This window comes from Acinetobacter sp. 1294243 (assembly GCF_000588015.1).
GTDB lineage: Bacteria > Pseudomonadota > Gammaproteobacteria > Pseudomonadales > Moraxellaceae > Acinetobacter > Acinetobacter pittii.
Genome location: NZ_JFXG01000003.1, coordinates 32,470 through 58,406 on the forward strand (window position 1 = coordinate 32,470; position 25,937 = coordinate 58,406).

The 25,937-nt window shown below is 39.2% G+C and carries 22 protein-coding genes and 1 pseudogene; 12 read left to right on the plus strand and 11 right to left on the minus strand.

Annotated features, from left to right (window positions below):
* The first annotated feature begins 83 nt into the window (after nt 1-83).
* Nucleotides 84-797, plus strand: a complete 714-nt coding sequence (locus J655_RS09750; protein ID WP_032052316.1) for a DUF4882 family protein — start codon at nt 84-86, stop codon at nt 795-797.
* A 158-nt stretch (nt 798-955) separates the two neighbouring features.
* On the opposite strand, the gene J655_RS25695 is transcribed toward J655_RS09750, so the two are convergent.
* The 5 genes and pseudogenes from J655_RS25695 to J655_RS09775 all read right to left on the minus strand — a co-directional run bounded on the left by J655_RS25695 (nt 956) and on the right by J655_RS09775 (nt 3,633).
* Complete coding sequence (locus tag J655_RS25695) at nt 956-1,258, minus strand: hypothetical protein (RefSeq protein ID WP_032052317.1); 303 nt, start codon at nt 1,256-1,258, stop codon at nt 956-958.
* Between the two features lie 173 nt (nt 1,259-1,431).
* Nucleotides 1,432-1,824: a hypothetical protein gene (locus J655_RS09755; RefSeq protein ID WP_032052318.1), complete on the minus strand. Its 393-nt coding sequence runs from the start codon at nt 1,822-1,824 to the stop codon at nt 1,432-1,434.
* Between the two features lie 45 nt (nt 1,825-1,869).
* Entirely contained in the window at nt 1,870-2,145 is a 276-nt protein-coding gene (locus J655_RS09760; RefSeq protein WP_032052319.1) for a hypothetical protein, read from the minus strand.
* A gap of 78 nt (nt 2,146-2,223) precedes the next feature.
* Nucleotides 2,224-2,805 (minus strand): annotated as a pseudogene (locus tag J655_RS09765) (histidine phosphatase family protein).
* A gap of 6 nt (nt 2,806-2,811) precedes the next feature.
* Nucleotides 2,812-3,633: an ROK family protein gene (locus J655_RS09775; RefSeq protein ID WP_032052322.1), complete on the minus strand. Its 822-nt coding sequence runs from the start codon at nt 3,631-3,633 to the stop codon at nt 2,812-2,814.
* A 768-nt stretch (nt 3,634-4,401) separates the two neighbouring features.
* Here J655_RS09775 and J655_RS09780 point away from each other — a divergent pair.
* Nucleotides 4,402-4,956: a TetR/AcrR family transcriptional regulator gene (locus J655_RS09780; protein WP_032052323.1), complete on the plus strand. Its 555-nt coding sequence runs from the start codon at nt 4,402-4,404 to the stop codon at nt 4,954-4,956.
* A gap of 143 nt (nt 4,957-5,099) precedes the next feature.
* Here J655_RS09780 and J655_RS09785 read toward each other — a convergent pair whose 3' ends face one another.
* Nucleotides 5,100-5,717 (minus strand): TetR/AcrR family transcriptional regulator, encoded by a 618-nt coding sequence (locus tag J655_RS09785; RefSeq protein ID WP_032041956.1) that lies wholly within the window; start codon nt 5,715-5,717, stop codon nt 5,100-5,102.
* A 77-nt stretch (nt 5,718-5,794) separates the two neighbouring features.
* Between J655_RS09785 and adeD the strand changes: the two genes are divergently transcribed.
* Together adeD and adeE are read left to right on the plus strand one after the other, a co-directional pair.
* Nucleotides 5,795-6,919 (plus strand): multidrug efflux RND transporter periplasmic adaptor subunit AdeD, encoded by a 1,125-nt coding sequence (gene adeD, locus J655_RS09790; protein ID WP_032052324.1) that lies wholly within the window; start codon nt 5,795-5,797, stop codon nt 6,917-6,919.
* A gap of 9 nt (nt 6,920-6,928) precedes the next feature.
* Nucleotides 6,929-10,042 carry a multidrug efflux RND transporter permease subunit AdeE gene (adeE, locus tag J655_RS09795; protein ID WP_032052325.1) on the plus strand — a complete coding sequence of 1,038 codons (3,114 nt, stop codon included), beginning with the start codon at nt 6,929-6,931 and terminating at the stop codon, nt 10,040-10,042.
* 78 nt (nt 10,043-10,120) lie between these two features.
* Here adeE and J655_RS09800 read toward each other — a convergent pair whose 3' ends face one another.
* Nucleotides 10,121-10,726, minus strand: coding sequence for a nitroreductase family protein (locus tag J655_RS09800; RefSeq protein ID WP_002118380.1), 606 nt, complete (start codon nt 10,724-10,726; stop codon nt 10,121-10,123).
* 37 nt (nt 10,727-10,763) lie between these two features.
* A complete protein-coding gene (locus J655_RS09805; protein WP_032007044.1) occupies nt 10,764-11,546 on the minus strand; it encodes an SDR family NAD(P)-dependent oxidoreductase in 783 nt (260 codons plus the stop codon).
* Between the two features lie 122 nt (nt 11,547-11,668).
* On the opposite strand from J655_RS09805, the gene J655_RS09810 reads away from it, so the two are divergent.
* Complete coding sequence (locus J655_RS09810) at nt 11,669-12,235, plus strand: TetR/AcrR family transcriptional regulator (protein ID WP_032007046.1); 567 nt, start codon at nt 11,669-11,671, stop codon at nt 12,233-12,235.
* Here J655_RS09810 and J655_RS09815 read toward each other — a convergent pair.
* Nucleotides 12,224-13,390 (minus strand): glycerate kinase, encoded by a 1,167-nt coding sequence (locus J655_RS09815; protein ID WP_032007047.1) that lies wholly within the window; start codon nt 13,388-13,390, stop codon nt 12,224-12,226. The two genes, J655_RS09810 and J655_RS09815, sit on opposite strands and share 12 nt — an antisense overlap.
* Before the next feature lie 399 nt (nt 13,391-13,789).
* On the opposite strand from J655_RS09815, the gene J655_RS09820 reads away from it, so the two are divergent.
* The 5 genes from J655_RS09820 (at nt 13,790) to epmA (ending at nt 19,725) form a co-directional block, all read left to right on the plus strand.
* Nucleotides 13,790-16,198, plus strand: a complete 2,409-nt coding sequence (locus tag J655_RS09820) for an FdhF/YdeP family oxidoreductase (protein ID WP_032007048.1) — start codon at nt 13,790-13,792, stop codon at nt 16,196-16,198.
* Between the two features lie 78 nt (nt 16,199-16,276).
* The gene (gene fdhD, locus J655_RS09825; protein ID WP_032041960.1) at nt 16,277-17,068 is read left to right on the plus strand and encodes a formate dehydrogenase accessory sulfurtransferase FdhD; all 792 of its coding nucleotides are present in this window, start codon (nt 16,277-16,279) and stop codon (nt 17,066-17,068) included.
* A 119-nt stretch (nt 17,069-17,187) separates the two neighbouring features.
* Nucleotides 17,188-17,580, plus strand: coding sequence for a YkvA family protein (locus tag J655_RS09830; RefSeq protein WP_032007049.1), 393 nt, complete (start codon nt 17,188-17,190; stop codon nt 17,578-17,580).
* A gap of 106 nt (nt 17,581-17,686) precedes the next feature.
* Nucleotides 17,687-18,754: a 4-phosphoerythronate dehydrogenase gene (locus J655_RS09835; RefSeq protein ID WP_032007050.1), complete on the plus strand. Its 1,068-nt coding sequence runs from the start codon at nt 17,687-17,689 to the stop codon at nt 18,752-18,754.
* Complete coding sequence (gene epmA, locus J655_RS09840; protein WP_032007051.1) at nt 18,751-19,725, plus strand: EF-P lysine aminoacylase EpmA; 975 nt, start codon at nt 18,751-18,753, stop codon at nt 19,723-19,725. The genes J655_RS09835 and epmA overlap by 4 nt, the downstream gene beginning before the upstream one ends.
* A 58-nt stretch (nt 19,726-19,783) precedes the next feature.
* On the opposite strand, the gene J655_RS09845 is transcribed toward epmA, so the two are convergent.
* Both J655_RS09845 and radA read right to left on the minus strand, forming a co-directional pair.
* Nucleotides 19,784-20,755 carry a Tim44 domain-containing protein gene (locus J655_RS09845; RefSeq protein WP_032007052.1) on the minus strand — a complete coding sequence of 324 codons (972 nt, stop codon included), beginning with the start codon at nt 20,753-20,755 and terminating at the stop codon, nt 19,784-19,786.
* Nucleotides 20,756-20,837: 82 nt separating this feature from the next.
* Nucleotides 20,838-22,226, minus strand: coding sequence for a DNA repair protein RadA (radA, locus tag J655_RS09850; protein ID WP_005073053.1), 1,389 nt, complete (start codon nt 22,224-22,226; stop codon nt 20,838-20,840).
* Between the two features lie 344 nt (nt 22,227-22,570).
* On the opposite strand from radA, the gene J655_RS09855 reads away from it, so the two are divergent.
* Both J655_RS09855 and J655_RS09860 read left to right on the plus strand, forming a co-directional pair.
* The gene (locus J655_RS09855; RefSeq protein WP_032036024.1) at nt 22,571-24,094 is read left to right on the plus strand and encodes an alanine/glycine:cation symporter family protein; all 1,524 of its coding nucleotides are present in this window, start codon (nt 22,571-22,573) and stop codon (nt 24,092-24,094) included.
* Between the two features lie 298 nt (nt 24,095-24,392).
* Nucleotides 24,393-25,799: an amino acid permease gene (locus tag J655_RS09860; protein WP_032052326.1), complete on the plus strand. Its 1,407-nt coding sequence runs from the start codon at nt 24,393-24,395 to the stop codon at nt 25,797-25,799.
* Nucleotides 25,800-25,937 lie beyond the last annotated feature (138 nt).

Consider the following 25,937-nt stretch of genomic DNA (forward strand, 5'->3'; position numbering starts at 1 on the left):
CTATTATCTCTTTATCTGAAAAATTTCTAAACCTTAAACTTTTACCATACAATCAAAAATCACAATAAAATTAAGGTGAAATAATGAGAAAAAATATATTGATTCTTAGCCTATTAATTGTCAGTGCACAGAGCTGGGCTGAATGTAAAATTGGTGATTTAGAGATTGATCCAAGCGCTTCACAAACACCAGAAGGGACACCAAATCCAAGCAACTATATAACAATAACTGGTCAGAAAGTGTTAACTAAGGCTTTGGCTAATATAAACATAGGAACACTTATAAAAACTAAAACTGATACCAATATTGCTCAGTCTAATGTTGTTGCTTTTGAATATATTTTCAAGAAACCAATAAATCTAAACTCAAATGAACTAGCTTCAGGATTTATCACAGGAACAAGTAATTATGACGGTATTGTTTTTGCCGCGCCAAGTTTTGGAAGTGCGTATGGTTCACAGCAAAATTTGTTCATGAGTTCTATTTCTGGAAACATAACCCCAAATCAGACACAAAAAGAAGTTTTAGCAAATGAAATAGTTAGAGTGGGAATTTATTACAATCAAATCAGCAAGAAAATTGGTTATATTGTAAATGGAGTAGATAGGGGATACACATGGAGTTATACAAATCCATTAAGCAAAATGAAATTTGGTATTGCCATTGAAGAAGGGTTTTATACTTCCAACTCTAGTTCACTTGGAAAAGAAATATCATATGAAATAGTATCTGATCATTCAAAACTACAATTTACTTATCCAACAGGTACCACAGATATTTGTGGAACACCTCTTTAAAATAGACCTTATATCCAAATGCTGCCTCCCTATCTAATGAGGCAGTATTTATTAGTCTATTGAGTATCTATTTTTAAATCTGAAATCAAATAAAATAATTTATACATTATTATTTGCTGCTAATTTGGTTTTTACTAAAAAATGTGTGTCAGAAAATATTAAGTATTCTTTTGGAAAACAAAAATGATAAAAATTATAAAATAGGTCGAGAAGTATCCTTTTATAAAAACATGTCTTAAGCTTTCTTCAAAATAAATAGGGTAACCTTTTCTTATGAGGATAGAGAAAAAGATTGAAAAAATCATAAACAAAAAAGTATAGAAGACTTTTGAAAACATTATATAATTTTCAGAAAATTCTTTTTTATTAAAAAATACATTTGTTATTTTTTCTGTAAGAAAAATTGAGACTATGGAAGTGAATACTCCCAATGTAATACTAAATAAAATTGTATTTAACATTTAAGAATCCCAATTTTAAAGAATAATCTGATTTTATCACTTTCTAAAAAAACATGAAGTATGGAAACTTTATTTAATTTTTTAGAGTACCTTTAATTCTGTCAGTATAAATATTAATCTTTTTTGTGTAAAGTAGTCTGCAATAGTTTGTCTCTCCTAATTTTATATTTTTTCTAATATTGAAAAGTTATACCTTTAAAATCATTTTTTAATTTGTTTATAAAGTTAATACAAGCATTTATTATCTCTGGATACATTACATAAATATTATTTTTATCTTTATTAAAATAAACTGAGTTGATTCTCCATAAATTATCTTTTTCTTTTGCAAAAGTGAGAATATTTTTTTCCTCAAACTCCATAGAGGAATAAGAAAAATTTTGCTTCTCATCTCTATCAAGCCATTGTTTTAAGTAAATGGCAAATTCTAATAATAGTAGATCTTCTTCCTTGAAGATAATTTTATTTTTAACTTTAATTATCAAAGTACCTTCAATTTCTGATGAAACAATAGGATCTATGATAGAGCTTTGTGGACCATGCGTGATTACGTAGGAAATTTCCATATTGCCTTTCTTTAATTTTATATAGTAGATATCTTAATAAATACTTTATTCTAAAGTTATTTTGTTTAATTCAGTTTTGAGCCAATTAAAAAAATTAATAAAATCTGTTTTAGATTGAAAGTAAATATTTGCTTCATCTGTAAAGATCTTCCAATCTAATAAATCATCATTTATTAGCTTTGAAATTTCATCAATGCATATAGGAATTTCATCAGGATTTTTTTGAAAATAATTTAAAATATCTTGGTTGCTTTCAAAAATATCTAAATATCCCAGAAAAAATCCTATTAAATATGTATATCTATCAAAATATGAAGACATATATTTCCTTTTTATTAGACTTAGAAAAAATGAAAATTTCCTAAAATACACAATACAGCTTATGTTAAATTTACCAGTTTAATAAGTAAAAAACTCAGTATTTCTAATCGGCTGATTAACCAAGTTGTATCTAAACTGCTGCATCAACTCTTTGGATAACGGCTGAGGCTGCTGTATTTGCATCATCAAAAGTTGTAAAAACTGTCCGTGGCTAAACACAGCCAAATTCTTTTGGTCATAATTTTCAGTTAATGCCTTTAGCTTTTCATGAAAAGCTTGAACCCGAACATATAGATCTTCAAAAGACTCTGCATCATCGGCATCTCTATGCTGATAATCCATTTTCTCCCAGTATGCAGTTACCCAAGCTTTACGGTCATCCATATTTGTATTGGCACACTTACGCTCAGACAAATAGCTAAACTCATGCAAATGTTCATCTATTTCATAAGTGAAATTATATTTTTCCAAAAGTGGGGCAGCTGTTTAATGTGTACGCAAATATCGAGACACAATTACATGATCAATTTTAGGTAGTTGTGAACAGAGTGCTTGAGCTTGTTTATGCCCATGTTCACTTAAAGTAATCAAAGCATGCGAAAGGGTTTTTCCATTAATATTGGCTTCACTCTCAGCATGTCGGATCAGAAAAATACTCATATTATTTTATTGTTCAATTGCACGTATAGCACCTAAAGCAGCTACTTTTCTTCCCGCTTTTACTTTTGATATGTCGCAATCTTGCCAAAGCTCAGGAAGGCAGTTTTCTTTAGCAGACTTTAAAGCCGCGTCTAAATAACCGGGTAATTCTATTGTTCCTCCTCCTATTACTAATTGCGATGGGTTTAAAAGATTAATAACAGTTGCTATTCCAAGACCGAAAGCAGTACCTGCCTCTTTTATAACAGTTAAAGTTGTTTGATCTCCATTGTTAGCCATTAATGCTAGATTAGATGGACTGAGTGCACATTGCTTTGTAATTGCTGAGCCACTTGCAACTTCATCTAGACGCTTAATTCCTTCATTACTTTTTACTGGTAAGTAACCTAGCTCACCAGCCCAACCACTAGCTCCCAGTAAGGGTTTTCCATTTATTATGAATGCAGCCCCAATACCTGTACCAATCATAATAATGCCGCTTGCGAGATGAGACGAGGAATCATTTAGTTCCGCATGCATGGCAGCTTTTACATCATTTAAGATAATTGTTTTACTACATAATAATTTTAATGCTTCATTTCCTTGCCAACCTATAAATGCAGGGAGGACATCACAATTAACAATGTGCCCATATTCGTTAACTAGACCCGGCACTGCTAGGCTTATGCTTTCGGGCTTAATTCCATGTTTTAAAATAAAAGATTGTAGGTGTGATATTAATTCTTCTGGGGTGAATGAAATTCCTGTACTAAATATCTCCTCAATTTCATCACATAATATTAATAATTTAGTACCTCCAAGATCTACACCAATTTTCTGTCTGTTCATCCGATGCCTTATGTAAAAATCATTTTTTAAAATTCTAGCGCGTCTAGAGGATTGTGTTTTTATAATTATCAGTGTTTGTGTAATAACTTTTAAATTTAATTCAAATGAAGATCTATCATTTTCCTTACACTGAATATTCGTGTAAACATAACAAATAGTTGTTTAATAATTTTTCTGTTTTTATGCTTTTATAAACCCCCATTTAACAATAACCCACGCATTATTTATCCTTACTTTTTAATGATCTAAATTAAAACAAATGTCATTTTGTGTGCTTGACTGCAATAGAACAGGGCACTATTCTTTGCCTGCTGGCCACATTGCCAGCCGGTTTTAGCAGACCGTGCTCAAGAACATTGAAAAAATTCATTTTTTTGATGTAGACCCGTTCGTCTCCCTTTTTGTAGCGGTAGGACGGAAGGGGGACACCTTCGGGTGTGCTGGGTCTTGAGCCAGTCTGCTAACCCCCTTTCGTTCTGCCACCATAATTCCTATTCATGTCTGGCAGAACTCCCAATAAAAGGAGTTGGCTTTGCACATTCTTAATTTCTTGGCAGCGACTGCCAAAGTCTATATCGACACCACTTAAATTTATAAGTAGCTTGATAGCGATTAGCGCTTTTAGGCTTTAATTCGTCGCGACCAAAACTTAATCAACAATAAAACTTGAGATGTGCCAAGCATAGTCTTTACGGCTTTGCTATGCCTTTTTTTCTCCCAAAAAAGTATCTCGTTTACATACAACAATAATTTTATAACGGTAAAACTATGCCACATTTAGTGATCTCCCCACGTGCCATACAAGTCGTAAATAAATCAATTGATCTGTTTCACCATCACGGATTTCATACCGTTGGAATCGACAAAATCGTGAAAGAATCTCAAATTCCAAAAGCGACTTTTTATCATTACTTTCACTCTAAAGAACGGTTCATTGAAATCTGCATGATCGTGCAAAAAGAACGTTTAAAAGAAAAAGTAGTTTCAATGGTTGAGTACACTAGTCAAACAAGTGTGGTGGATAAACTTAAAAAACTTTATGTCTTACATACCGATTTGGAAGGGCTTTACTATCTATTATTTAAAGCAATTTTTGAGACCAAACTGACCTATCCAAAAGCCTATATAACCGCAATGAGATATAGAACATGGTTGCTTAATGAAATCTATAGTCAGTTAATAAAACTAAAAAAAGATGTTTCCTTTCAGGACGCCAAATTATTTTTATATATGATTGAAGGAACCATTATTCAGCTTTTAAGCTCGGCTCAAGTAGGGGATAGAGAGATGATATTAGAATGTTTTTTGAAGCAGTTTAAATAGGATGAATGAAGCATGAAAATATCCATGCTAAATCTGCTTAAATAAGTTTGCTGGATGTTTCTTCAAGCCACTAATAATTGATACGACGTTTAAATGTCTAATTTAAAAAAGCCCTTTTTGTCTTAAGGGCTTTTGTTGTGGGGCTATTCTTTATATTGCCATGCTTTTAAAAAGGTACGACACACTTCTTCATTTAACTGTTTTAGTTCTTCTGGAGTCGGAATGTTTCCACTAATCAACGTAGCGGGATAGGTATAGCCCATTACCGCACCGAGGAAAGCCTTTGTTGCTTCCTCTGGCTGATCAATTTTAACAATACCAGCATTGTGTGCAGTTACAAGAATATCGGTTAAAGATCTTTTAATATTCCCTTGAGTACGTTGCTGAATTTTAGGAAGAATTTCTTTCATTTCAACTAAGGCAATAATCAGCAATCTTTGCAGGCGAATGACGTCAATATGATAAAAATGATTTTGTACAGACTGTCCAATTTCTAACAATAATTGATCTAGACGCTTATTTTTCAATTCATGCTGCTCAATGAAAGGTGCTTCCATTTCTGCTTTTAAATGATCAAAGACTTCGATGAGTAACGCTGTCTTGGTCGGGAAGTGGTTATATAAAGTTTGTCGATTTGTACCGGCTTTCGTGGCAACAGCCTCTAAACGGACTTCTAATCCATGCTCTAGAAATAGTTCGCGTGCTGCAGCAATGATAGTAGGGCGAATTCGAGAGGGACGACCTGGAGATTTTTTTAACATATCGGCTTTCTTGCACATCTTATTTATTTACTTTACAGTAAAGTAAATAAATTGTCTATAAGTCTGGGGTCCCAGATATGCTTGATCTAAGTTTTAATTACCGTAAGTTTATATATTTATTGCCTTTATTTGTTTTTTTAAATGGATGTGATTCTGATCAGCCTGCCCCTAAAAATATTCAGCAGGTGGGTACGATCACTATAAAACCAGAGACGATTGAATCTACCTATCAATTGGCTGGAAGAACGGTGGCCTCTGAAATTTCTCAGGTCCGTCCACAAGTCAATGGAGTAGTAATAGAGCAATTATTTAAAGAAGGCACGCAAGTAAGCAAAGGGCAGCCACTTTATAAAATTGATTCATCACTCTATCGGGATAGTGTGGATGAAGCCGCTGGTAATCTTGCATTAGCAAAAGCCACTGTAAATTCGACTCGCCTTCAAGCCGAGCGTTATAAAGAATTAATTAAAGTAAATGGGGTGAGTCAACAAGAGCTTGATAATGCTCAAAGTGCATATGAGCAAGCGAAAGCGACTGTTGCCGTAAATGAAGCTGTACTGAAAACAGCACGAACCAATTTACGTTACACACAAGTTAGTGCGCCAATTTCAGGACGGATAGGGCGCTCTTCGATTACACGTGGGGCTTTAGTCACCTCTGCTCAAATAGATCCTTTAGCAACGATTCAAAAACTGGACCCCATGTATGTCGATTTGACTCAGTCGAGTGATGAATACATGGCACTGCGTAAACAACTTGCTGAAAATGGAATAAAACCGACTGAACTTTCAGTACGTTTGAAGCTTGAGAATGGCACTGCCTATGTAGAACAGGGGACTTTTAAGTTTAGTGATGTCGCTGTAGATGAGGCGACAGGAAGTGTCACCTTACGTGCAGCATTTCCCAATCCCAATAATGCGTTATTGCCCGGCCTGTATGTGCGGGCAGAACTTGGAACGGGAACACGTCCTAACAGCGTCTTAATTCCTCAAGGTGCGCTGTTCCGAGACGCAGAAGGAAATCCACTTGTTTGGATTGTTGGAAAAGAGAATAAAGCCGAGCAACGAAAAATTACTCTAGGTGATGCAATTGATAATCGTTGGTTAGTGACCTCTGGCTTGAAAGCAGGAGATCAAGTCATTGTTGAGGGTCTGCAAGGCTTAAGTGCCGGCATGACGATTGAACCTACCCCAATGAGTTGAGGATTGCGTATGTTGTCGAGTTTTTTTATTGCACGACCTATTTTTGCTTGGGTCCTCTCTATTTGTATTATGGCATTGGGGACGATTTCGATTTTAACGTTACCCATTGAACAATATCCTGACATTGCACCACCGGGTGTAAATGTTACTGCAAACTATCCGGGAGCATCTGCCAAAACTGTTGAAGACAGTGTTACCCAGATTTTGGAGCAACAAATTAAAGGGATTGATGGTCTACTTTATTTTTCATCGAGTAGTAGTTCGGCGGGGCAAGCAAGGATAAGTCTTAGTTTTGATCAGAATACCAATCCTGACACTGCTCAGGTGCAGGTGCAAAATGCTGTGAATCAGGCACTTAGTCGATTGCCTCAAGAGGTTCAGCAGCAAGGGATCACTGTGACAAAGTCACAAGGCGATAGTTTACTGGTCTTTGCGCTTTACGATGAAAGTGGGACTAGATCTTCTGTCGACATATCTGACTATATGGTGAGTACACTGCAAGACCCATTAAGTCGGGTCGATGGAGTGGGTGAAATCACCGTATTTGGTGCTCAATATGCAATGCGCATCTGGCTTGATCCTCATAAATTAAACAGTTATGGATTAATGCCATCAGATGTTAGAACTGCAATTGAAGCACAAAACACTCAAATTACAGCAGGAGAATTGGGCGCATTACCCACGCGTGATGGGCAGGCTCTAAATGCAACAGTAACAGCATTATCTCGGCTACAAACTGTGGGCCAATTTGAAAATATTATTTTGCGGACACAAACAAATGGTGCGGTTGTATTACTTAAAGATGTTGCCCGAGTCGAGCGTGGTGCAGAGAGTTATCAGACTTCTACACGTTTGAATGGAAAACCAGCTTCGGGTATGTCTATTCAACTTGCTTCTGGTGCCAATGCATTAGAAACGGCTGAACGAGTTAAAGCTGAAGTCACACGGTTAACTGCCTCTATGCCAGCGGGTTTAAAAGTTGCATACCCACGCGACAGTACGCCATTTGTAGAAGCTTCTGTAAATGGAGTGATTAAAACTTTAGCTGAAGCGATTGTTCTCGTTATTATTGTCATGTTCTTATTTTTGCAGAGCTGGCGTGCGACTTTAATTCCGGCAATTGCTGTTCCAGTTGTATTGTTAGGAACATTTGGTGTGTTGAGCGTACTTGGCTATAGCATTAATACACTGACTTTGTTTGCGATGGTACTCGCAATTGGTTTACTGGTAGATGACGCGATTGTCGTTGTAGAAAATGTCGAGCGGGTTATGCATGAGCAAAATCTTGATGCTCGGCAAGCCACCCTAATTTCAATGCAGGAGATATCGGGTGCGCTCGTGGGTATTGCCATGGTACTCGCAGCGGTATTTTTACCTATGGCATTTTTTGGTGGTTCCGTCGGGATTATCTATCGCCAGTTCTCGGTAACGCTCGTATCGGCAATGGTACTTTCAGCAATTGTTGCTTTAACACTTTCACCTGCGTTATGTGCAACATTACTCAAACCTGCAAATGAAAAACATAAGCAGAGAAAATTCTTTACTTGGTTCAATCGTAAAGTCGAACAAGGGCAGTCAGGCTACCGCACAAAGCTAGTTGCTGTTTTAGGTAAACCCAAAGTCTTTATGATCATATTCGTAGGTATTACAGCTTTGTTAGGTTGGCAATATACGCGTATGAATACGGGGTTTTTACCACAAGAAGACCAAGGCTCGGTTATGGTTCAATTTAGTACGCCTGTAGGCACGACACTAGCTGAAACAGAGCGGGTTGGTAATCAGATTGCAGATTACTTTTTGACGAAAGAAAAGAATAATCTCAATGTGATTTTCATGGTGATGGGTAGAAATAACGCAGGCAGTGGGCAAAATGTGGGAATGGCATTTGCCGGACTCAAACATTGGGATGACCGAGAAGGTAGTGAAAATACAGCCGAAGCTGTGATTGCTCGTGCAAATGCACATTTTAAGTCACTGCGTAACGCACGTGTTCAGGTACTTTCACCCGCTGCTGTAAGAGGCCTTGGGCAATCTAGTGGCTTTGAATTTTGGTTGCAAGATGCTGAAAATAAAGGACGAGATGCTTTACTCGCAGCACAAAATAATGTGTTAAAAGCAGCAAATGCTGATTCTGTCCTAGCTGCAGTACGTTTAAATAGCTTAGAAGATAAAGCCCAGTTACAAGTCGATATCGATCAAAGAAAAGCCAGTGCTCTTGGATTAGCCCAAGCAGATATTAGTAATACGCTCTCATCGGCGTGGGGCGGATCTTATATTAACGATTTCATAGATCAGGGACGTGTTAAGCGAGTTTATTTGCAAGGAGAGGCAATCTATCGTTCCTTACCTCAAGATATTGGGCAATGGTATGTTCGCGGTGCTACTGGTGAGATGACGCCATTTTCTAGCTTCTCTTCTGTGAAATGGCAGATGGGCCCTCAAATGCTGCAACGCTTTAACGGTCTTTCAGCCGTTCAAATACAAGGCTCTGCGGCAGCTGGTGAGAGTTCTGGTGGGGCTATGGATAAGATGCAGCAGTTAGTAGACCAACAACAAGGTTTTAATCTTCAGTGGAGTGGGTTGTCTTATCAAGAGAAACTAGCGGGTGGCCAAACGATCTGGTTATATTTAGCCTCAATCATCTTTATCTTTTTATGTTTGGCAGCACTTTATGAAAGTTGGTCTATTCCTGTCTCTGTCATGCTAGTGATTCCTTTAGGTCTTATTGGGGCTGTAGTTGCTGCAAGTCTGGCAGGTTTTGTTAACGATATTTACTTTCAGGTCGCTATGCTTACCACCATTGGGCTTTCTGCCAAAAATGCCATTTTGATTGTTGAATTTGCGGCAGCCAAGTTAGAGGCTGGGCAGGCATTAATGGACGCTATTATTGAAGGTGCGGGTCAGCGATTACGGCCAATTATTATGACATCTCTGGCTTTTGTTGCAGGTGTTCTTCCATTGGCTGTATCTACAGGAGCAGGGGCTGTTAGCCGAAAAGAAATTGGTATCGCCGTAACTGGTGGGATGATTTCGGGAACTCTACTTTCTATTTTCTTTGTGCCTTTATTTTTTCTTTTAGTTCGTCGTTTAACCAATAAGTTAAACACCAAAAAGGCCAAATGATTTTACAAAATAGAATGTCATTAACAATTAGGCCCTCATGCTATAAATAGCATGAGGGCCTAAAATCTGACTAAAAACTTAGAATGTATTTTGAATAATGACATCGTCGTAAGGAAGTTTGCCCACGCGTGGGTAAGGTTCGGAAGCTGACTTACCAACAGCAATCATTAAACATACCACGTGATCTTCAGGTAAGTTAATGAGCTTCGCCATTGCGTCAAAGTCAAAACCATCCATAGGGCAACTGTCTAAACCATGCTCTTGAGCAAGAAGCATCAAGGTTTGAGCAAAAATACCTGCACTACGCATAACTTCGTCACGTTGGGTTTGTGGACGGTCACGGTAATATTGGTCAATTGCGCCAGCCATAATATTTTGTACTTCTGGAGTCGCGCCATCCCACACACGCTTAGCATCAACTTCCCATGTATTTACTTTTGCACACAACACAATTAGTAATGATGATTCTGTAACTTGTGGTTGATCCCAAGCAATGGTGCGAATTTTTTGTCTTAACTCAGTATCTTCAATGATGACTGGACGCCAATGTTGTAAGTTAAAAGCGCTTGGCGCATTTGCTAAAACTTCTTGCAACAACTGCTTTTTGTTATCTTCAGAAAGTTGAAAAGCAGGGTCGAAGCGTTTAACTGCGCGGCGGTTACGGATGGCATCAATAACATTCATAAGATTTTCCTACTTAAGAGTTGGGTAGCGGTACTCGTTAGTTTTTATAACGTTGGGCTACATCAGCCGAAGAAAAGTTTGGTAGTAATGTGATACGTGATTTTTCAAAATTATTCCATTGATTTTCGTCTTTCAGCACAGGAATTGTAATTGTTTCTTTACGATCAAAACCAATCAGAGCGGCATCGACCAAATCATTGACATCCATTAATGGTGGAACTTGGCTTAAGTCGATGCCAGAACGTTCCCAAATTTCGGTTTTAGTTGCCGAAGGCAATACGGCTTGAACATGCACGCCATGATTTTTTAATTCTAAATATAAGCCTTGGCTAAAAAATTGGATGAAAGATTTACTTGCGCCATAAATGGTAGAACCAAATTCAGGCGCTAATCCAAGCACAGAGCCTAAATTAATAATTGCGCCTTTACCTTTATGTCTAAGTGATTGCGAAATTGCATGAGACAAACGAACAACCGCAGTCATATTTAAATTAATAAGTTTTTCAATGTCTTTAATATCTTGAGTTAAAAAGTTTCCGTTCAGTGCAATGCCAGCGTTATTTACCAAGATTTCAATATCAGCATCGTTTTTGAGTACATCTTCAATTTTACTGATGTCTTGATCGTTTGATAGATCGGCTTGAATGAACTCGACTTGTACGCCGTATTTTTCTTGAAGATCTTTTGAGATTTTATCTAGACGGTTGGTGTCTCGTGCAACCAAGATTAAGTTATGGCCACGTTGAGCAAATCGGTCTGCATAGACAGAACCAATTCCTGACGAAGCTCCTGTAATAAGTACTTTCGATTGAGCTGACATGTGATGTCTCCACGCTTTAATTTTTAGATGATAACTATAATCTAAAATATGCAAGTTTTGATGTCAACCATAATCAATGTATAATTGTGACGAATAGGGTGAGTAAAAGTGGGTAGGCCAACATGAAAGTCAGTAAAACTCAGGTAAAAGAAAACCGAGAAAAAATTGTCGAGAAGGCGACTCAACTGTTTCGTAGCAAAGGCTATGACGGTGTAGGCATTGCTGAATTAATGTCTAGCGCAGGCTTTACCCACGGTGGGTTTTATAAACATTTCAGCTCGAAAACAGACCTTGTCTCAATTACTGTTAAACATGGGCTTGAGCAAGTCTTAAAAAGAATAGAAGGCTTAAACTTAACTCAATTTATTCAGCTTTATGTGTCTCGCACTCATCGAGATAATCGAGATTTGGGATGTACTCTAACAGCATTATCTTGTGATGCTGCAAGACAACCAGACGAAGTAAAAGTCGAATTTGAAGAGGGCATTGAGCAACTTATTCAGTTCATTATGAATGAACGTGCAAAACAAGCTTCTTTGGAAGCGCCAGAGTTGAGAAAGCAAGCTATTAATATTCTTGCTCAATCCGTAGGGGCAATTGCCTTGTCTCGCGCATGCCCAGACCAATCAATCCTTAGCGATGAAATATTGGAAAGCTGTAAAGAGAGTCTTTTAAAGTTAGCCGATTAAACTTTTTTTATCTTTCAAGCTGGTTTGGCTAAACTGAATTAACCTCGCTATATCGACGGTTCGCTCATAAATGAGTTTGGTTGCATGTTCGCAGGCTTGTTCTAATGTGATGGGACCATTTGTTAGCGAAAAAGCAGCCGTAACGCCGTGCTCATAAAGTGCTTGATAGCCTTGGCCTAAAGTTCCTGCAATCACAATGACAGGAACATTGTGGGCTTTGGCAATTTGGCTTACCCCGAAAACGGTTTTACCGCTTAAGGTTTGTTGGTCAAATTTACCTTCACCGGTAATGACCCAATCTGCGTCAGAAATTTTATGCTCAAGCTGATTCAGTTCAGCCACGACTTTGACTCCAGCTTTAAAGTCTGCATTTAAATAACTTTTGGCTGCAAAGCCTAAACCTCCTGCAGCACCAGAACCCGCTTCATCTCGTTTATCGAAACCTAAAAGTTCCGCAGAGACATCGGCAAAATTGGAAAGCGCTTCATCAAGTAGTTGTACTTGAGCAGGAGAAGCTCCTTTTTGTGGCCCAAAAATAGATGATGCACCGTTAGGACCGCAAAGTGGATTGCTCACATCGGCAGCCAGTAAAAACCGCGTGTGCTGAATACGTGAGTCGAAATGTGTTAAATCAATTTTTGATAGGTTGCTTAGAGCGAGACCACCTGCGGGTAAAACCTCTTGGTTGGCATCGAGTAAAACCACACCTAAAGCACTCAGTAATCCTGTGCCGCCATCATTAGTAGCACTACCACCCACAGTTAAAATAATGTCTTTTGCGCCTGCGTCTAAAGCATCCAGAATGAGCTGGCCTGTTCCAAACGTTGTGCTGTGGCAAGCATCACGCTCTGACGGTGGGACTAACTGTATGCCGCTCGCTTGAGCCATTTCAATGATGGCGATTTTTTGTTTTTCTAACCAGCCCCATTTGGCTTGAACAGGCTGACCTAATGGCCCGACTACAGTTTTTTCACGCCATTCACCTTCACAGACCTCTAACACTGCTTCAATAGTTCCTTCGCCGCCATCGGCCATCGGGCATAAAATCGTTTCTGCATGAGGAAAAACTTCTTGCCATCCTTTGGCAATGGCCTGAGCTACGTTTAAAGCAGATAAGCTGTCTTTAAATGAGTCAGGGGCGATCACAACCTTCATAAATGCTCTAATGTGGATAGATTTTTAATTGTTTTATACTGTTTAATACGAAAAAAACATAGATAAAGACATGTAAACATCAATTTTAAAAGGCTTTCAATCTGTTAAAAATAAAAGCCAATAATGTTTTGATCTGTAAAAGGCGGAGTTTCTATCTTTTTAACTCATTGTTTTATATGTTTTTCTATAAATAGCGCCGTTGGCCTAAATGATTGTAATTGTAAAAAATATGGCACATATTATAAGAACAGTTGAGCCAGCTTTTTAAAATATGGTGAATAACATACCAAGCGGACTCTGCCCATAAGATAGACAGCAGCGATTCTTAATATAAGCATAATTAAATTGTGGTTTTATTGGATCTGTTGAATGCCTAAGAAGAAATAAGAGGATGAAAAAGTGGATAATTCAGAAGAACAAAAGCATATACAGGAAAATAACGGTTTTGCGCGAATTGAGCCATATACTCATCCTGCTGGCGGGTGGGGCGCACTCCTTAGTGTTGCTCGAAACTTAAAGCGACAAGATATTTTAGGTAAAGGTTCAATTACCTTACTCAACATTAACCAGCCTACAGGTTTTGACTGTCCCGGCTGTGCATGGCCAGAAAAGAAAGATGCTCATGCCTTTAACTTCTGTGAAAATGGTGCAAAAGCAGTTGCCTTTGAAGCAACCAGTAAAACAGTGACTCCTGAATATTTCGCAGGGCATACCGTCAGTTGGTTATCAGAACAAAGTGACTTTTTCCTCGAAGACTTAGGCCGCTTAACAGACCCAGTTCGCTATGATGCTGCAACCGATAAATATGTGCCTATTTCATGGGACGATGCATTTAAACTCATTGCTCAACATTTACATGTGCTAGACAACCCAGACCAAGCGGCATTTTATACCTCTGGCCGTGCCAGTAACGAAGCAGCATTTTTATATCAATTATTTGTGCGAAGCTTTGGTACAAATAACTTTCCAGACTGCTCGAACATGTGTCATGAAACCACAAGTGTTGGCTTACTTGACTCGATTGGTTTAGGAAAAGGCACAGTCACCCTAGAAGACTTTGACGTAGCCGATGCTATTTTTAGTTTTGGTCATAACCCCGGAACCAACCATCCACGTATGTTAGGTACTTTGCGTGAAGTATCTAAACGTGGCGGCAACATTATTGCGATTAACCCAATTAAAGAGCGAGGTCTTGAGCGTTTCCAAGACCCGCAAGCACCGCTTGAAATGATGACTAACGGTAGTACGCCAATTAGTCGTTATTATTTCCAACCTAAAATTGGGGGCGACTATGCACTAATGTTAGGGATGTTAAAGCACTTAAATGAGTGGGATAAAAAAGCACTTGCCTCAGGTAAACCAAGCGTTTTTGACCGAAACTTTATTGCGGTTAATACCGTTGGTTTTGATGAAATGATTGCTGAGGTTGAAAGAACTGAATGGGCAGATATTTATAAACACTCAGGGTTATCGCCTGAACATTTAGAAAAACTCGCCAAACTCTTTTTAGAATCAGAGCGTTCAATTTTCTGTTGGGGAATGGGTATCACGCAACACCGCCACGGCACAGCTAACGTACATATGCTGGCAAATTTATTGTTGGCGCGTGGACAAATTGGCAGACCGGGTGCAGGGCTATGTCCAGTTCGTGGACACAGTAACGTGCAAGGCGACCGAACCATGGGTATTAATGAACTGCCTAGCCCTAAATTACTCGATAACATTGACCGCGTATTTGGAATTAAATCACCGAGAAAAAATGGGCATGGTGTTGTTGAGACCATTAAAGCCATGGCTGAAGGCGAGGTCAAAGTCTTTATTGGTTTGGGTGGGAACTTTGCAGTTGCAACGCCAGATACGCCGCATACCCAAGAAGCACTTAGAAAGTGTAATTTAACCGTTCATGTCGCAACCAAGTTAAACCGTAGCCATTTGGTGTGTGGTAAAGATGCACTTATTTTGCCATGTTTAGGGCGTACCGAAATTGATGAGCAGCTTCATGGCCCACAGGCAATTTCAGTCGAAGATTCGATGAGTAATATTCATTTGTCAGCAGGGCGTAACGCTCCAATTTCTGACAATATTTTGTCTGAACCAGATATCGTCGCCCGAATGGCTGAAGCAGTGCTTCCAGACAGCCAAATTAAGTGGAAATGGTATATCGAAAGCTATGACCGTATTCGTGACTCAATTGCCGATGTATTTGATGAGTTCCATGACTTTAATTTACGTGTTTATAAGCCGGGTGGCTTCCACCTTGAACATCCAGCCAATCAGCACATCTGGAATACAAAAAGTGGTAAAGCGCAGTTTATGATTACACCGCTGAGTGAAGTCTATGCCGATAAAGAAAATCAGTACGCTGCCGCATATACCGACAGTAAAGTTTATACCTTAATGACCACGCGTTCTCATGACCAATACAACACGACACTTTATGGTCTAGATGACCGTTACCGCGGAGTGTTTGGTCAGCGCCGTGTGTTGTTTATGAACCAAGCTGATATTGATGAAGCTGGTTTCGAAGCAAACCAATGGGTCGATATTGAAAGTGTTTTCTCGGACGGTGTGAAACGTATCGTGCATAGTTTCCGTATTGTGCCGTACAACATTCCGCGAGGCAGTTTAGCCGCTTACTATCCAGAAACTAATCCTTTGGTGGCATTAAGTAGTCATGATAAATATGCCAAGATTCCTGCTTCAAAAAGCGTTCCTGTGATTTTGCATCCCGGAAATGCGCCAGAGCATTTTAACTTGGCAACCGCAGTAGCCCCTGAAGATGCCGATAAGAAAGTAAGCAACCTTTAATCAAAGGCAATATTAAAAAATATCATCCAAACAAATGGCGCTCTAAACAAGCGCCATTTTGAAATAAAGGAAATAATTTTGACACCACATTCTTATGGGGTTGAAACATTACTAGTACAGCGGTTTAACAAAACCAACTCTGAAAATGTTTTAGATCATATTGTGCAAGAGTACCCAATCGCCTTGGTGTATAACGGTATTTCGCATGCGGTGATGATGGCCACACCGACTGATGTTGATTTATTTGCCAAAGGCTTTAGTCTCTCCGAAGGAATTTTAACAAGCTTAAAAGAGCTATATGCGCTTGATGTACATCAAAATGAATTGGGCATTACGGTTGAAATGACCATTTCATCTAGAGCGTTTGCTGCATTAAAAGAACATCGCCGAATGATGGTAGGCCGTACAGGCTGTGGTTTATGTGGAATTGAAAGCTTAGAGCAGTTTCAGTTAGATGTTCCTAAAATTACAACGCATGCATCAAAAATATGGCTTGAGCAAATTCCGAGTGCCATTTCTCACTTAAAAGCCCAACAGGAAATTACCGCTTTAACGGGTGGCGCACATGCCGCAGCATGGGTGATTGATGGACAAATCGTGGCTTTATTTGAAGATGTTGGCCGCCATAATGCTTTAGATAAATTAATCGGTTATTTAGCGCAAGAAAACTACGACACCAGTTTAGGTTTTGTGGTGATGACCAGTCGGGCAAGTTATGAGCTAATACGAAAATGTGCTCAGCTGAACATCAGCCTACTGGCGTCAATTTCAGCACCTACCAGCATGGCTATTCAATTAGCAAAACAATCTGGCCTGACTTTGGCGAGTTTTTGTAGAGGAGATAGATTTGTTTTATATACAGAAATTTAAAATATATTGTTCAAGATGAAGAACCTAAAATAGAGCTCATCTGACATTTCTTTGGCTTTTAAGCTAAGGATAGGTTTTATGGATTATTATAAAACTCTAAAGGTTCAGAGTCTGTCCAAATGTCTTGGTTACAATCACTAAAAGAATGGGCAAAACGTCTAAAAAAACAAATTATTATGCTTTGGTTTGCATCAAAGCATCCTCAAATGCCATGGTTCCCAAAAGTTATTGCTGTGGTGGCTGTGGCTTATGCCTTTAGTCCAATCGATTTAATTCCAGATTTTATTCCTATTTTAGGCCTTTTAGATGAGGCCATCATTCTACCGATGCTGATTTGGTTAGCTATGCGTTTTACACCTCAACAAGTCATTTTAGATGCGGAACAACAAGCTGAAGAATGGTTAGATCAACAGGAGCGTCGACCTCAAAATTATTTGGTTGCTGTGTTGATTATTCTAGTTTGGATCACACTGGCCGTAATGGCCTATTTCTACTTTGGTGGTGGCTTGTAATTTGCAAACCGTCAAAGTTTAGAATCGTGAATTTAAAGGCATTAACATTGTGCTTTGCTACAACTCAAAGGATAATAACGTTTTTATAAGCTATGGGTTGCAGACAATGAAAATCGTCGCAGATGAAAATTTGGCATTTACCGATTACTTTTTTTCTGAGTTTGGCGATATTCAACACAAAGCAGGGCGCACTTTAACCCATGCAGATGTAAAAGATGCTGAAGCTTTACTGGTCCGCTCGGTTACTGCAGTTAACGCAAGTTTAATTGAAAACACAGCATTAAAATATGTGGGCAGTGCCACAATCGGGACCGATCATTTAGATATTGCGGCGTTAGAAAAACAAGGAATTACATGGGCAAATGCGGCTGGTTGTAATGCGCAAGCGGTTGCTGAATATGTCATTACTGCTTTACTTCATTTAGATGCAAACCTTTTAGAACAACAAGAAAAATTTACCCTAGGTATTGTTGGCCTTGGCAACGTCGGTAAGCGCTTGGCTTATATGGCTCAGTTACTTGGCTGGAATGTAATTGGCTTTGACCCATATGTGAAACTAGACACAATTGAAAATGTAAGCTTAGAAACTCTGTTGCAACAAGCCAATGCCATTTCAATTCATGTGCCGCTTACAAAAAACGGTCAACATCCCACATATCATTTGTTTGATGAAAAAGCTTTTGCAGCGCTTCAACCTGACACGATTTTAATTAATAGTGCACGTGGTCCAGTCGTGAAAGAAGCCGCTTTAATGGAAGATATTCAACGTACACAGCGTAAAGTGGTGCTTGATGTATTTGAGCATGAACCAGTCATATCAGAAGAACTCATAGACATGTTGGCTTTAGCAACACCGCATATTGCTGGTTATAGCCTTGAAGGAAAAGCCCGCGGTACCCAAATGATTTATGAAGCGTTTTGCCAAGAATTTGGATACGACATTAATAAGCGTTTTGAAACTCAGCTACCTGCATGCGAAGACTATTTTTCAGGATATGATTTAAAAGCGGTGTTAAACCAAAAACTATCTCAAATTTATGATATTGCTCAAGATGATGCCAACATTCGTGCCTGTATTAAAGACGGAAAAGTAGAGCAAAAAGCATTTGATTTATTACGTAAAAATTATCCGCTGCGCCGTGAATGGGCAGCACATGGGGGACCACAGGCATGAGTTTAAGTTATCAACCTACTTGTTCAATTGATGCCTTAAAAGCACGTGCCAAGCTCTATACCCAAATTCGTCAGTTTTTTGCGGAACGTGATGTTATGGAAGTTGAAACACCGATCGTTTCACAAGCAGGTGTCACCGATGTGCATCTAGCTTCGGTTCAGGCTTTGCGCCATATTAATGGCAAATTGCAAACGCAATATTTACAGACTTCACCAGAGTTTGCGATGAAGCGTTTATTGGCGAGCGGTAGTGGGCCGATTTACCAGATTTGTAAGGTGTTCCGCGATGATGAACACGGGCGTAAACACAATAGTGAATTTACCATGCTTGAATGGTACCGTCCGGGTCTGGACTTAAAAGCGTTAATGCATGAAACAGCCGATTTATTGCAAACCTGTTTGCAGCATCGTTTTGGTGAAGTTCGTCCTTTTGTTTTAAGTTATAAACATGCCTTTCAAGATCGTCTTGATATCAACCCTTTGCAGGCAACTTTGAAACAACTCAAAGATACGGCAAATCGTGTGGGGTTAAATCTCGACTTGGGTGATGATCGCCTAGCTTATATGGATTTGTTATTTTCTCATTTTGTTGAACCAAGTTTAGGTTTTGATGCTCCAGTTTTTTTAACTGACTTTCCAGCAGAAATGGCCTCTTTGGCAAAAGTGAAAGTAGATGAAGATGGGGAAGAGGTCGCGGCGCGTTTCGAGGTTTATATTGAAGGCTTAGAGCTAGCCAATGCCTACGATGAATTGCTCGATGCAGATGTGTTACGTTCACGCTTTGAAGCAGATAATGCAGAGCGGGCTAAGCAGGGGCTTCATGTTATGCCTTTAGATGAGCATCTGTTAGCAGCGTTGCCTCATATGCCGGAATGCTCAGGTATCGCTTTAGGTGTAGACCGTTTACTCATGGTTGCAATGGATCAGGTCAAAATTGAAAAAGTAGTGACCTTTCCAGCAGAAATTGCTTAAACGCTGACAAATAAAAAAGCCACAATATTGTGGCTTTTTTATTTAGGATTTATTTAGCTTAAGCTTGTTGAATACCTGCAACAACCCAGTCTTGCTGAGAGCCAGCAGGTTTAACAAAGTGCCAGATTTCGGTAAACGGTTGTGGCAAGCTGTTTAAGTCTTCACTTACTGTACCAGTGAAACGTACGCTTACTACGTATTGACCATTTTCAGTCGCACTATCTACAACCATCGCATTCAAGTTACTAAATTCAGCAACGTCTTGATCTTGGTTGGCCATGATGTCGTTATACATAGAACTATAAAGTTCTGGTGTTAAGTAACGGCGAATTTCTTCAATGTTACTTGCAGTATTCATCGATTGGATGTGATTAAAACGTTGACGTGCAATACGTAAGAACGCAGCTGGTTCACTACCATCTGGAAGTTGATTGCCATTGCTCGTTGTAACACCGCCAAAAGGTGCTTGCGTTGCTGCACCGCCACCCACAGATTGACCAAAGATATTTGTATTATCGCCAGCATTACGTGGAGTTGCTTGTGGTGCAGCAGAACGGCCAAATGGGTTTTGACCGCCATTATTTGGTGCGTAAGGATTATTAGCTGCTAATTTTTTTTTTGATCCCAATTTACGGAATACAAAGAAAGCTAGAGCTGCTGCAAGTAATACCCAAATCCAACTTGGAATACCACCTTTTTTCTCTTCTTGTGCTTGCGCCTGTGTTGCTTGTTGTTCAGTAGATGTTGGTTTGTCATCAGCTAAAGCATTTGCTGCAACAGCACCTACGGCAGCCCCAGCCACACCAGCTGCAACCATTGAACCAACGCCTGGACCAGATTTCTGAGGCGCTGTAGTAGTTTGTTGAACTGGAGTCACTTGACGAGGTTGTTGATAAGACTGGCTTGAAGTGGTAGATCGTGCCATACCGTGGCTTTTACCACCACCTGCACGTTTAGCTTCAGCAAGAGGCGAAATTGCTAAAGCAGCCATTAAAATACCGGTAATCAAGCCACGCTGGTGTACTTCCATAGGAAATTCCTGTTTAAAGTTAATTTACAATAGTATTTATGCAGGTATTTACCTTAAATTTCAACCTTAAAAGTATGTTTTTTTATGTCAATTCATCACTGAGTTGCATGGCTTCGGTCAAGGCTTCATGCAATCGAGCAACAGCAATGACTTGTACGCCCGGAATTGCCTTTTGAGGGGCGTTTCCTCTTGGTAAAATGACATATTTAAAGCCATGTTTTGCTGCTTCTTTTAAGCGCTCTTGACCATTAGGAACAGGACGAATTTCACCTGAGAGACCAACTTCACCAAAAACTGCAAGTTGTTGAGGTAATGCTTTAGTACGTAAACTTGAAGCACAGGCTAATAAGACAGCCAAATCAGAACCTGTTTCGGTAATTTTTAAGCCACCTACAATGTTGACGTATACATCTTGTCCAGTGGTTTGCACGCCGCCATGACGATGCATTACAGCAAGTAGCATATTTAAACGGTTTTGTTCCAGACCAAGTGCAACACGTCGTGGTTGTCCTTGAGCATCATCAACTAAAGCTTGCACTTCGACCAAAAGAGGCCGAGTTCCTTCACGGCTAATCATGACAATTGAACCGGGAATCGCTTCATCATAACGACTTAAGAAAATGGCAGAAGGGTTAGCAACTTCACGTAAGCCTTTATCAGTCATGCCAAATACGCCAAGTTCATTGACGGCGCCAAAACGGTTTTTAACAGCACGAATCATGCGATAGCGAGAGTCTGATTGACCTTCAAAGTAAAGTACGCAGTCCACCATATGCTCTAAAACACGCGGACCTGCCAGTGCACCTTCTTTGGTCACATGGCCAACAATAAATAGCGCTGTGCCACTATTTTTTGCATAGCGGGTTAATAAAGCAGCTGATTCACGAATTTGTGAAACACCACCCGGAGCAGATTGGAGGGTTTCTGTATAAAGGGTTTGAATCGAATCTAGAATAGCGACTACAGGTTTTTCTTGTTCTAAAACCTCACAAATGCGTTCTACACAGGTTTCAGCCATGACTTTTAATTGGTCGGTTGGTAGATCAAGACGTTGCGCACGAAGCGCTACCTGAGATAAAGATTCCTCACCCGTAATATAAAGTGCAGAGCTTTTTGCGCTTGCCATGTGCGTTGCAGTTTGCAAAAGAATGGTTGATTTACCAATACCGGGGTCACCACCAATCAGCACCACAGAACCTGTCACCAAACCGCCGCCAAGCACTCGGTCAAATTCGCTAATGCCTGTAGGTAAGCGGGTTTCATGAGAAACGGAAACTTTATTTAGCGTTGTAATATTAGCAACTTGACCCGCATAGCCCCCAATTTTAGGACGTGCGCGGTGAGCAGTGGTTGGCTCAAGTTTAACTTCAGTCAGAGAATTCCATTCACCACACTCTGAGCATTGACCAGCCCATTTAAGATGATCGGCACCACATTGCTCGCAACGGTAAACAGTTTTGACTTTGCTCATAAAAAATTGAAATTTTGCTCGATATTATATAAATATAGTTCTTAGGAAGTTCTTCGTTCTTCTTTCCTAAAATTATCATAAAAGATATTGAGGAAATTTGAAGGGATCTTCTAAGGAACTAATAAGGGAAAGACATCAAAAATAACACGATATTGGATTTTTACAAGTCAGATAAAGTTTGTTTTCAATGGATATAAAAAATCTAATCTATTCCCCAAGGAAGGTGTTTTTACTGGAGTATGTATCTAGCTGTTTATTATAGATATGGCATGGATATTGCTGAAGTGAAAACGAACAAAATAATATGAGTATTGTATTTTTAGAAATACAAAAGGTTGATATCTATGAGTGCAGCAGAAATTGTTGATTGGGTAAATAGTATTATATGGAGTAAGGCGCTTATCTATTTATGTTTAGGCGTTGGTTTATTCTTTTCTATTTTGACAAGATTTGTTCAGGTCCGCCAAATTAAGGAAATGGCTAGACTTTTAATAAAAGGTACTTCTTCAGAGCAGGGCGTTTCATCTTTTCAGGCATTATCAGTATCTTTAGCAGGCCGTATTGGTGTAGGTAACATTGCGGGTGTTGCAGCAGCAATTGGCTTTGGTGGACCCGGTGCAGTTTTTTGGATGTGGATGGTTGCATTCTTTGGTGCCGGTACAGCTTATGTAGAATCGACACTTGGTCAGCTTTATAAAGTTGAGTATCAAGGACAATATCGCGGTGGCCCAGCATTTTATTTTGATAGAGGACTAGGTCAGCGTTGGTTAGGAATTGTATTTGCTATTGCAGCAATTGTCGCTTGTGGTTTGTTTTTACCGGGTATTCAAGCCAATGCAGTAGGTAAGGCATTTACACAGATTACAGGTGAAGGCGCAATTGTTTTTGGTGATGTTGGTGTCTATAAACTCGTTGCTTTGGTCGTCGTGATTGGTTTGCTGGCTATCCTCATCTTCGGTGGGATTAAACGAATTGCTCAGTTTGCTGAACTGGTTGTACCTTTCATGGCAATTGGTTATTTCCTCATGGCTGTTATCATTGTTGTGGTTAACATCTCAGATCTTCCAAAAGTATTAAGCCTGATTTTTACAGATGCATTTACGCCAATGGCAGGTCTTGGTGCTGCAATCGGTTGGGGGGGAAAACGTGGTGTTTATGCCAATGAGGCAGGCCAAGGAACAGGACCACACGCAGCAGCGGCAGCAGAAGTTCAACATCCAGCTCAACAAGGTTTAGTACAATCTTTTTCAATTCACTTTGATAGTATAATTGTTTGTTCTGCTACTGCATTTATGATTTTAATGACAAGTCAATATAATGTTCAGGGGGCTTTAGAAGCAGGTCAATTCATTGTTCAAAATGTCCCTGCCTCGACTGAAATTGGTTCTCCTGCATTTACACAAATGGCTGTGAGCACTATTTTTGGTAATTTTGGTCAGATCTTTGTTGCTTTAGCCGTATTCTTCTTTGCTTTCACCACTATCGTAGCTTATTACTATATTGCAGAAACAAACCTTGCTTATTTGAGCTACATTACAAAATCACCGTCATTATTGTTCATTGTGAAATGTTCAATCATTCTTGCTGTAGGTTATGGTTTACTGAGTGCCACAGGTTATATCTGGGGTATTGGTGATATTGGTGTAGGCTTAATGGCATGGATTAATATTATTGGTATTGTCGTAACGTACTTTATTTATAAACCAACGATTAAGGCATTAAAAGATTACGAAGAACAACAAAAAGCGGGAGTAAAAGAGTACACATTTGACCCTATTAAATTAGGAATTAAAAATGCGACATTCTGGGAAGAAAGATTGAAGAAAAACCAAGAACTGAATGCGCAAGTTAAGAAAACAGGAAGCTAGAGTTTAACAATCTCATATGAAAAAAGGTGGTCATATTGACCACCTTTTTTCATATGAGATTGATCATTAAATGAGAAACTGGATGTTCCAAAAAAGTGCGTTGTATTGCTATGGGCTTGTGCGTATTATCGGATTTAATTGTATGTAGCTTGGAATCCTCAGCAATACAGACAAATTGGTTAGCTGAAAAGTTGTCAAAAAATATACATTTAAAAGATACCTGCAAATGGTGCGATATCGTCTTTTTGATTTGAATTTAGCTAACGGACTAAAAAAATTACTGGAGTGTATTTATAAAATGTCGAATCAAAATCTGAGCGAGCCTCATGAACAAGGTGAGCTCCATCGAAGCCTCTCCAATCGGCATTTACAACTAATCGCGATTGGTGGTGCAATTGGTACCGGATTATTTATGGGATCAGGCAAAACAATTAGTCTTGCTGGTCCGTCGATCTTATTCATTTATTTGATTATTGGTGTGATGGTGTTTTTTGTCATGCGTGCGCTTGGCGAATTACTTCTTTCAAACCTTGCCTATAAATCATTTATTGACTTCACAACAGATTTAATCGGTCCATGGGCAGGTTATTTTGTAGGGTGGACATACTGGTTATGTTGGATCACGATTGGTATCGCTGACCTTTCTGCAATTATCTATTACTTACAGTTCTTCAATAATGGTCTACCTTTCTCGCCTGTTGAAGGGGCGATGATCAGTGTTGCCGCGATTGTATTTATTATGGGTTTAAACCTGTTAACAGTTCGCTTGTTTGGTGAGTTAGAGTTCTGGTTTGCGCTCATTAAGATTCTTGCGATTATTATATTAATTGCTGTTGGCCTATGGATGATCTTTACAGGCTTTACCTCAAGTACAGGTGAAGTTGCATCATTTACTCATCTCTGGGCTAACGGTGGCTTCTTCCCAACAGGTGTACATGGTTTCTTGGCAGGCTTCCAGATTGCAATCTTTGCTTTTGTTGGTGTAGAACTTGTGGGAACAACGGCTGCGGAAACGAAAGACCCAGCACGTAACTTACCAAAAGCAATTAACTCAATTCCAATCCGTATCATTATTTTCTACGTATTGGCATTGTTGATCGTAATGTCTGTAACACCTTGGAATAAAATTGATCCTGCGATCAGTCCATTTGTAAACTTGTTTAGCCAAGCTGGTGTTGCAGCAGCAGCGATCTTGATGAACTTGGTGGTACTGTCATCAGTGATGTCATCAATGAACAGTGGCGTGTTTTCAACAAGCCGTATGTTGTTTGGTCTATCTCGTGAAGATCAGGGACCAAAAGCTTTTGGTAAATTGAACAGACGTGCGGTACCTGCAAATGCATTGTATTTCTCTGCTGCGTGTTTATTGTTAGGTGCAGCATTACAGTATTTTGTACCAAATACAGTTGAGGCATTTACGCTTGCAACAACACTTTCAACGATTCTGTTCATTTGCGTGTGGTTACTCATTATCTGGAGTTATATCCGTTACTACACTACGCGTCCTGAGCTACATGCAAAATCAACATTTAAATTACCAGGCGGTCTATTTACATGTTGGATCACGATTATTTTCTTTATTGGTATGATTTATGTGCTGTCTTTAGAACCAGATACGTTCAAAGCGCTTAAAGTCAGCCCAATTTGGTTTCTTATCTTGATCATTGGTTATTTCTTCTTCTATAAACCACGTCATAAAAAGTAATTAAATTTATTTGCTTATGATCAAACGCTGGCTGAAAAGCTGGCGTTTTTTATGCATATTGTTTTTCTCTTTAAGTTTACTCTTTAGCCGCCTGCATGATCACGGTATACTGCATCGAATTGTTTAAATCAGGTGCTC

Coding starts and splice junctions, on each gene's coding strand:
- J655_RS09750 (WP_032052316.1), top strand. CDS start 84: ATGAGAAAAAATATATTGATTCTTAGCCTATTAATTGTCAGTGCACAG.
- J655_RS25695 (WP_032052317.1), bottom strand. CDS start 1,258: ATGTTAAATACAATTTTATTTAGTATTACATTGGGAGTATTCACTTCC.
- J655_RS09755 (WP_032052318.1), bottom strand. CDS start 1,824: ATGGAAATTTCCTACGTAATCACGCATGGTCCACAAAGCTCTATCATA.
- J655_RS09760 (WP_032052319.1), bottom strand. CDS start 2,145: ATGTCTTCATATTTTGATAGATATACATATTTAATAGGATTTTTTCTG.
- J655_RS09775 (WP_032052322.1), bottom strand. CDS start 3,633: ATGAACAGACAGAAAATTGGTGTAGATCTTGGAGGTACTAAATTATTA.
- J655_RS09780 (WP_032052323.1), top strand. CDS start 4,402: ATGCCACATTTAGTGATCTCCCCACGTGCCATACAAGTCGTAAATAAA.
- J655_RS09785 (WP_032041956.1), bottom strand. CDS start 5,717: ATGTTAAAAAAATCTCCAGGTCGTCCCTCTCGAATTCGCCCTACTATC.
- adeD (WP_032052324.1), top strand. CDS start 5,795: ATGCTTGATCTAAGTTTTAATTACCGTAAGTTTATATATTTATTGCCT.
- adeE (WP_032052325.1), top strand. CDS start 6,929: ATGTTGTCGAGTTTTTTTATTGCACGACCTATTTTTGCTTGGGTCCTC.
- J655_RS09800 (WP_002118380.1), bottom strand. CDS start 10,726: ATGAATGTTATTGATGCCATCCGTAACCGCCGCGCAGTTAAACGCTTC.
- J655_RS09805 (WP_032007044.1), bottom strand. CDS start 11,546: ATGTCAGCTCAATCGAAAGTACTTATTACAGGAGCTTCGTCAGGAATT.
- J655_RS09810 (WP_032007046.1), top strand. CDS start 11,669: ATGAAAGTCAGTAAAACTCAGGTAAAAGAAAACCGAGAAAAAATTGTC.
- J655_RS09815 (WP_032007047.1), bottom strand. CDS start 13,390: ATGAAGGTTGTGATCGCCCCTGACTCATTTAAAGACAGCTTATCTGCT.
- J655_RS09830 (WP_032007049.1), top strand. CDS start 17,188: ATGTCTTGGTTACAATCACTAAAAGAATGGGCAAAACGTCTAAAAAAA.
- J655_RS09835 (WP_032007050.1), top strand. CDS start 17,687: ATGAAAATCGTCGCAGATGAAAATTTGGCATTTACCGATTACTTTTTT.
- epmA (WP_032007051.1), top strand. CDS start 18,751: ATGAGTTTAAGTTATCAACCTACTTGTTCAATTGATGCCTTAAAAGCA.
- J655_RS09845 (WP_032007052.1), bottom strand. CDS start 20,755: ATGGAAGTACACCAGCGTGGCTTGATTACCGGTATTTTAATGGCTGCT.
- radA (WP_005073053.1), bottom strand. CDS start 22,226: ATGAGCAAAGTCAAAACTGTTTACCGTTGCGAGCAATGTGGTGCCGAT.
- J655_RS09855 (WP_032036024.1), top strand. CDS start 22,571: ATGAGTGCAGCAGAAATTGTTGATTGGGTAAATAGTATTATATGGAGT.
- J655_RS09860 (WP_032052326.1), top strand. CDS start 24,393: ATGTCGAATCAAAATCTGAGCGAGCCTCATGAACAAGGTGAGCTCCAT.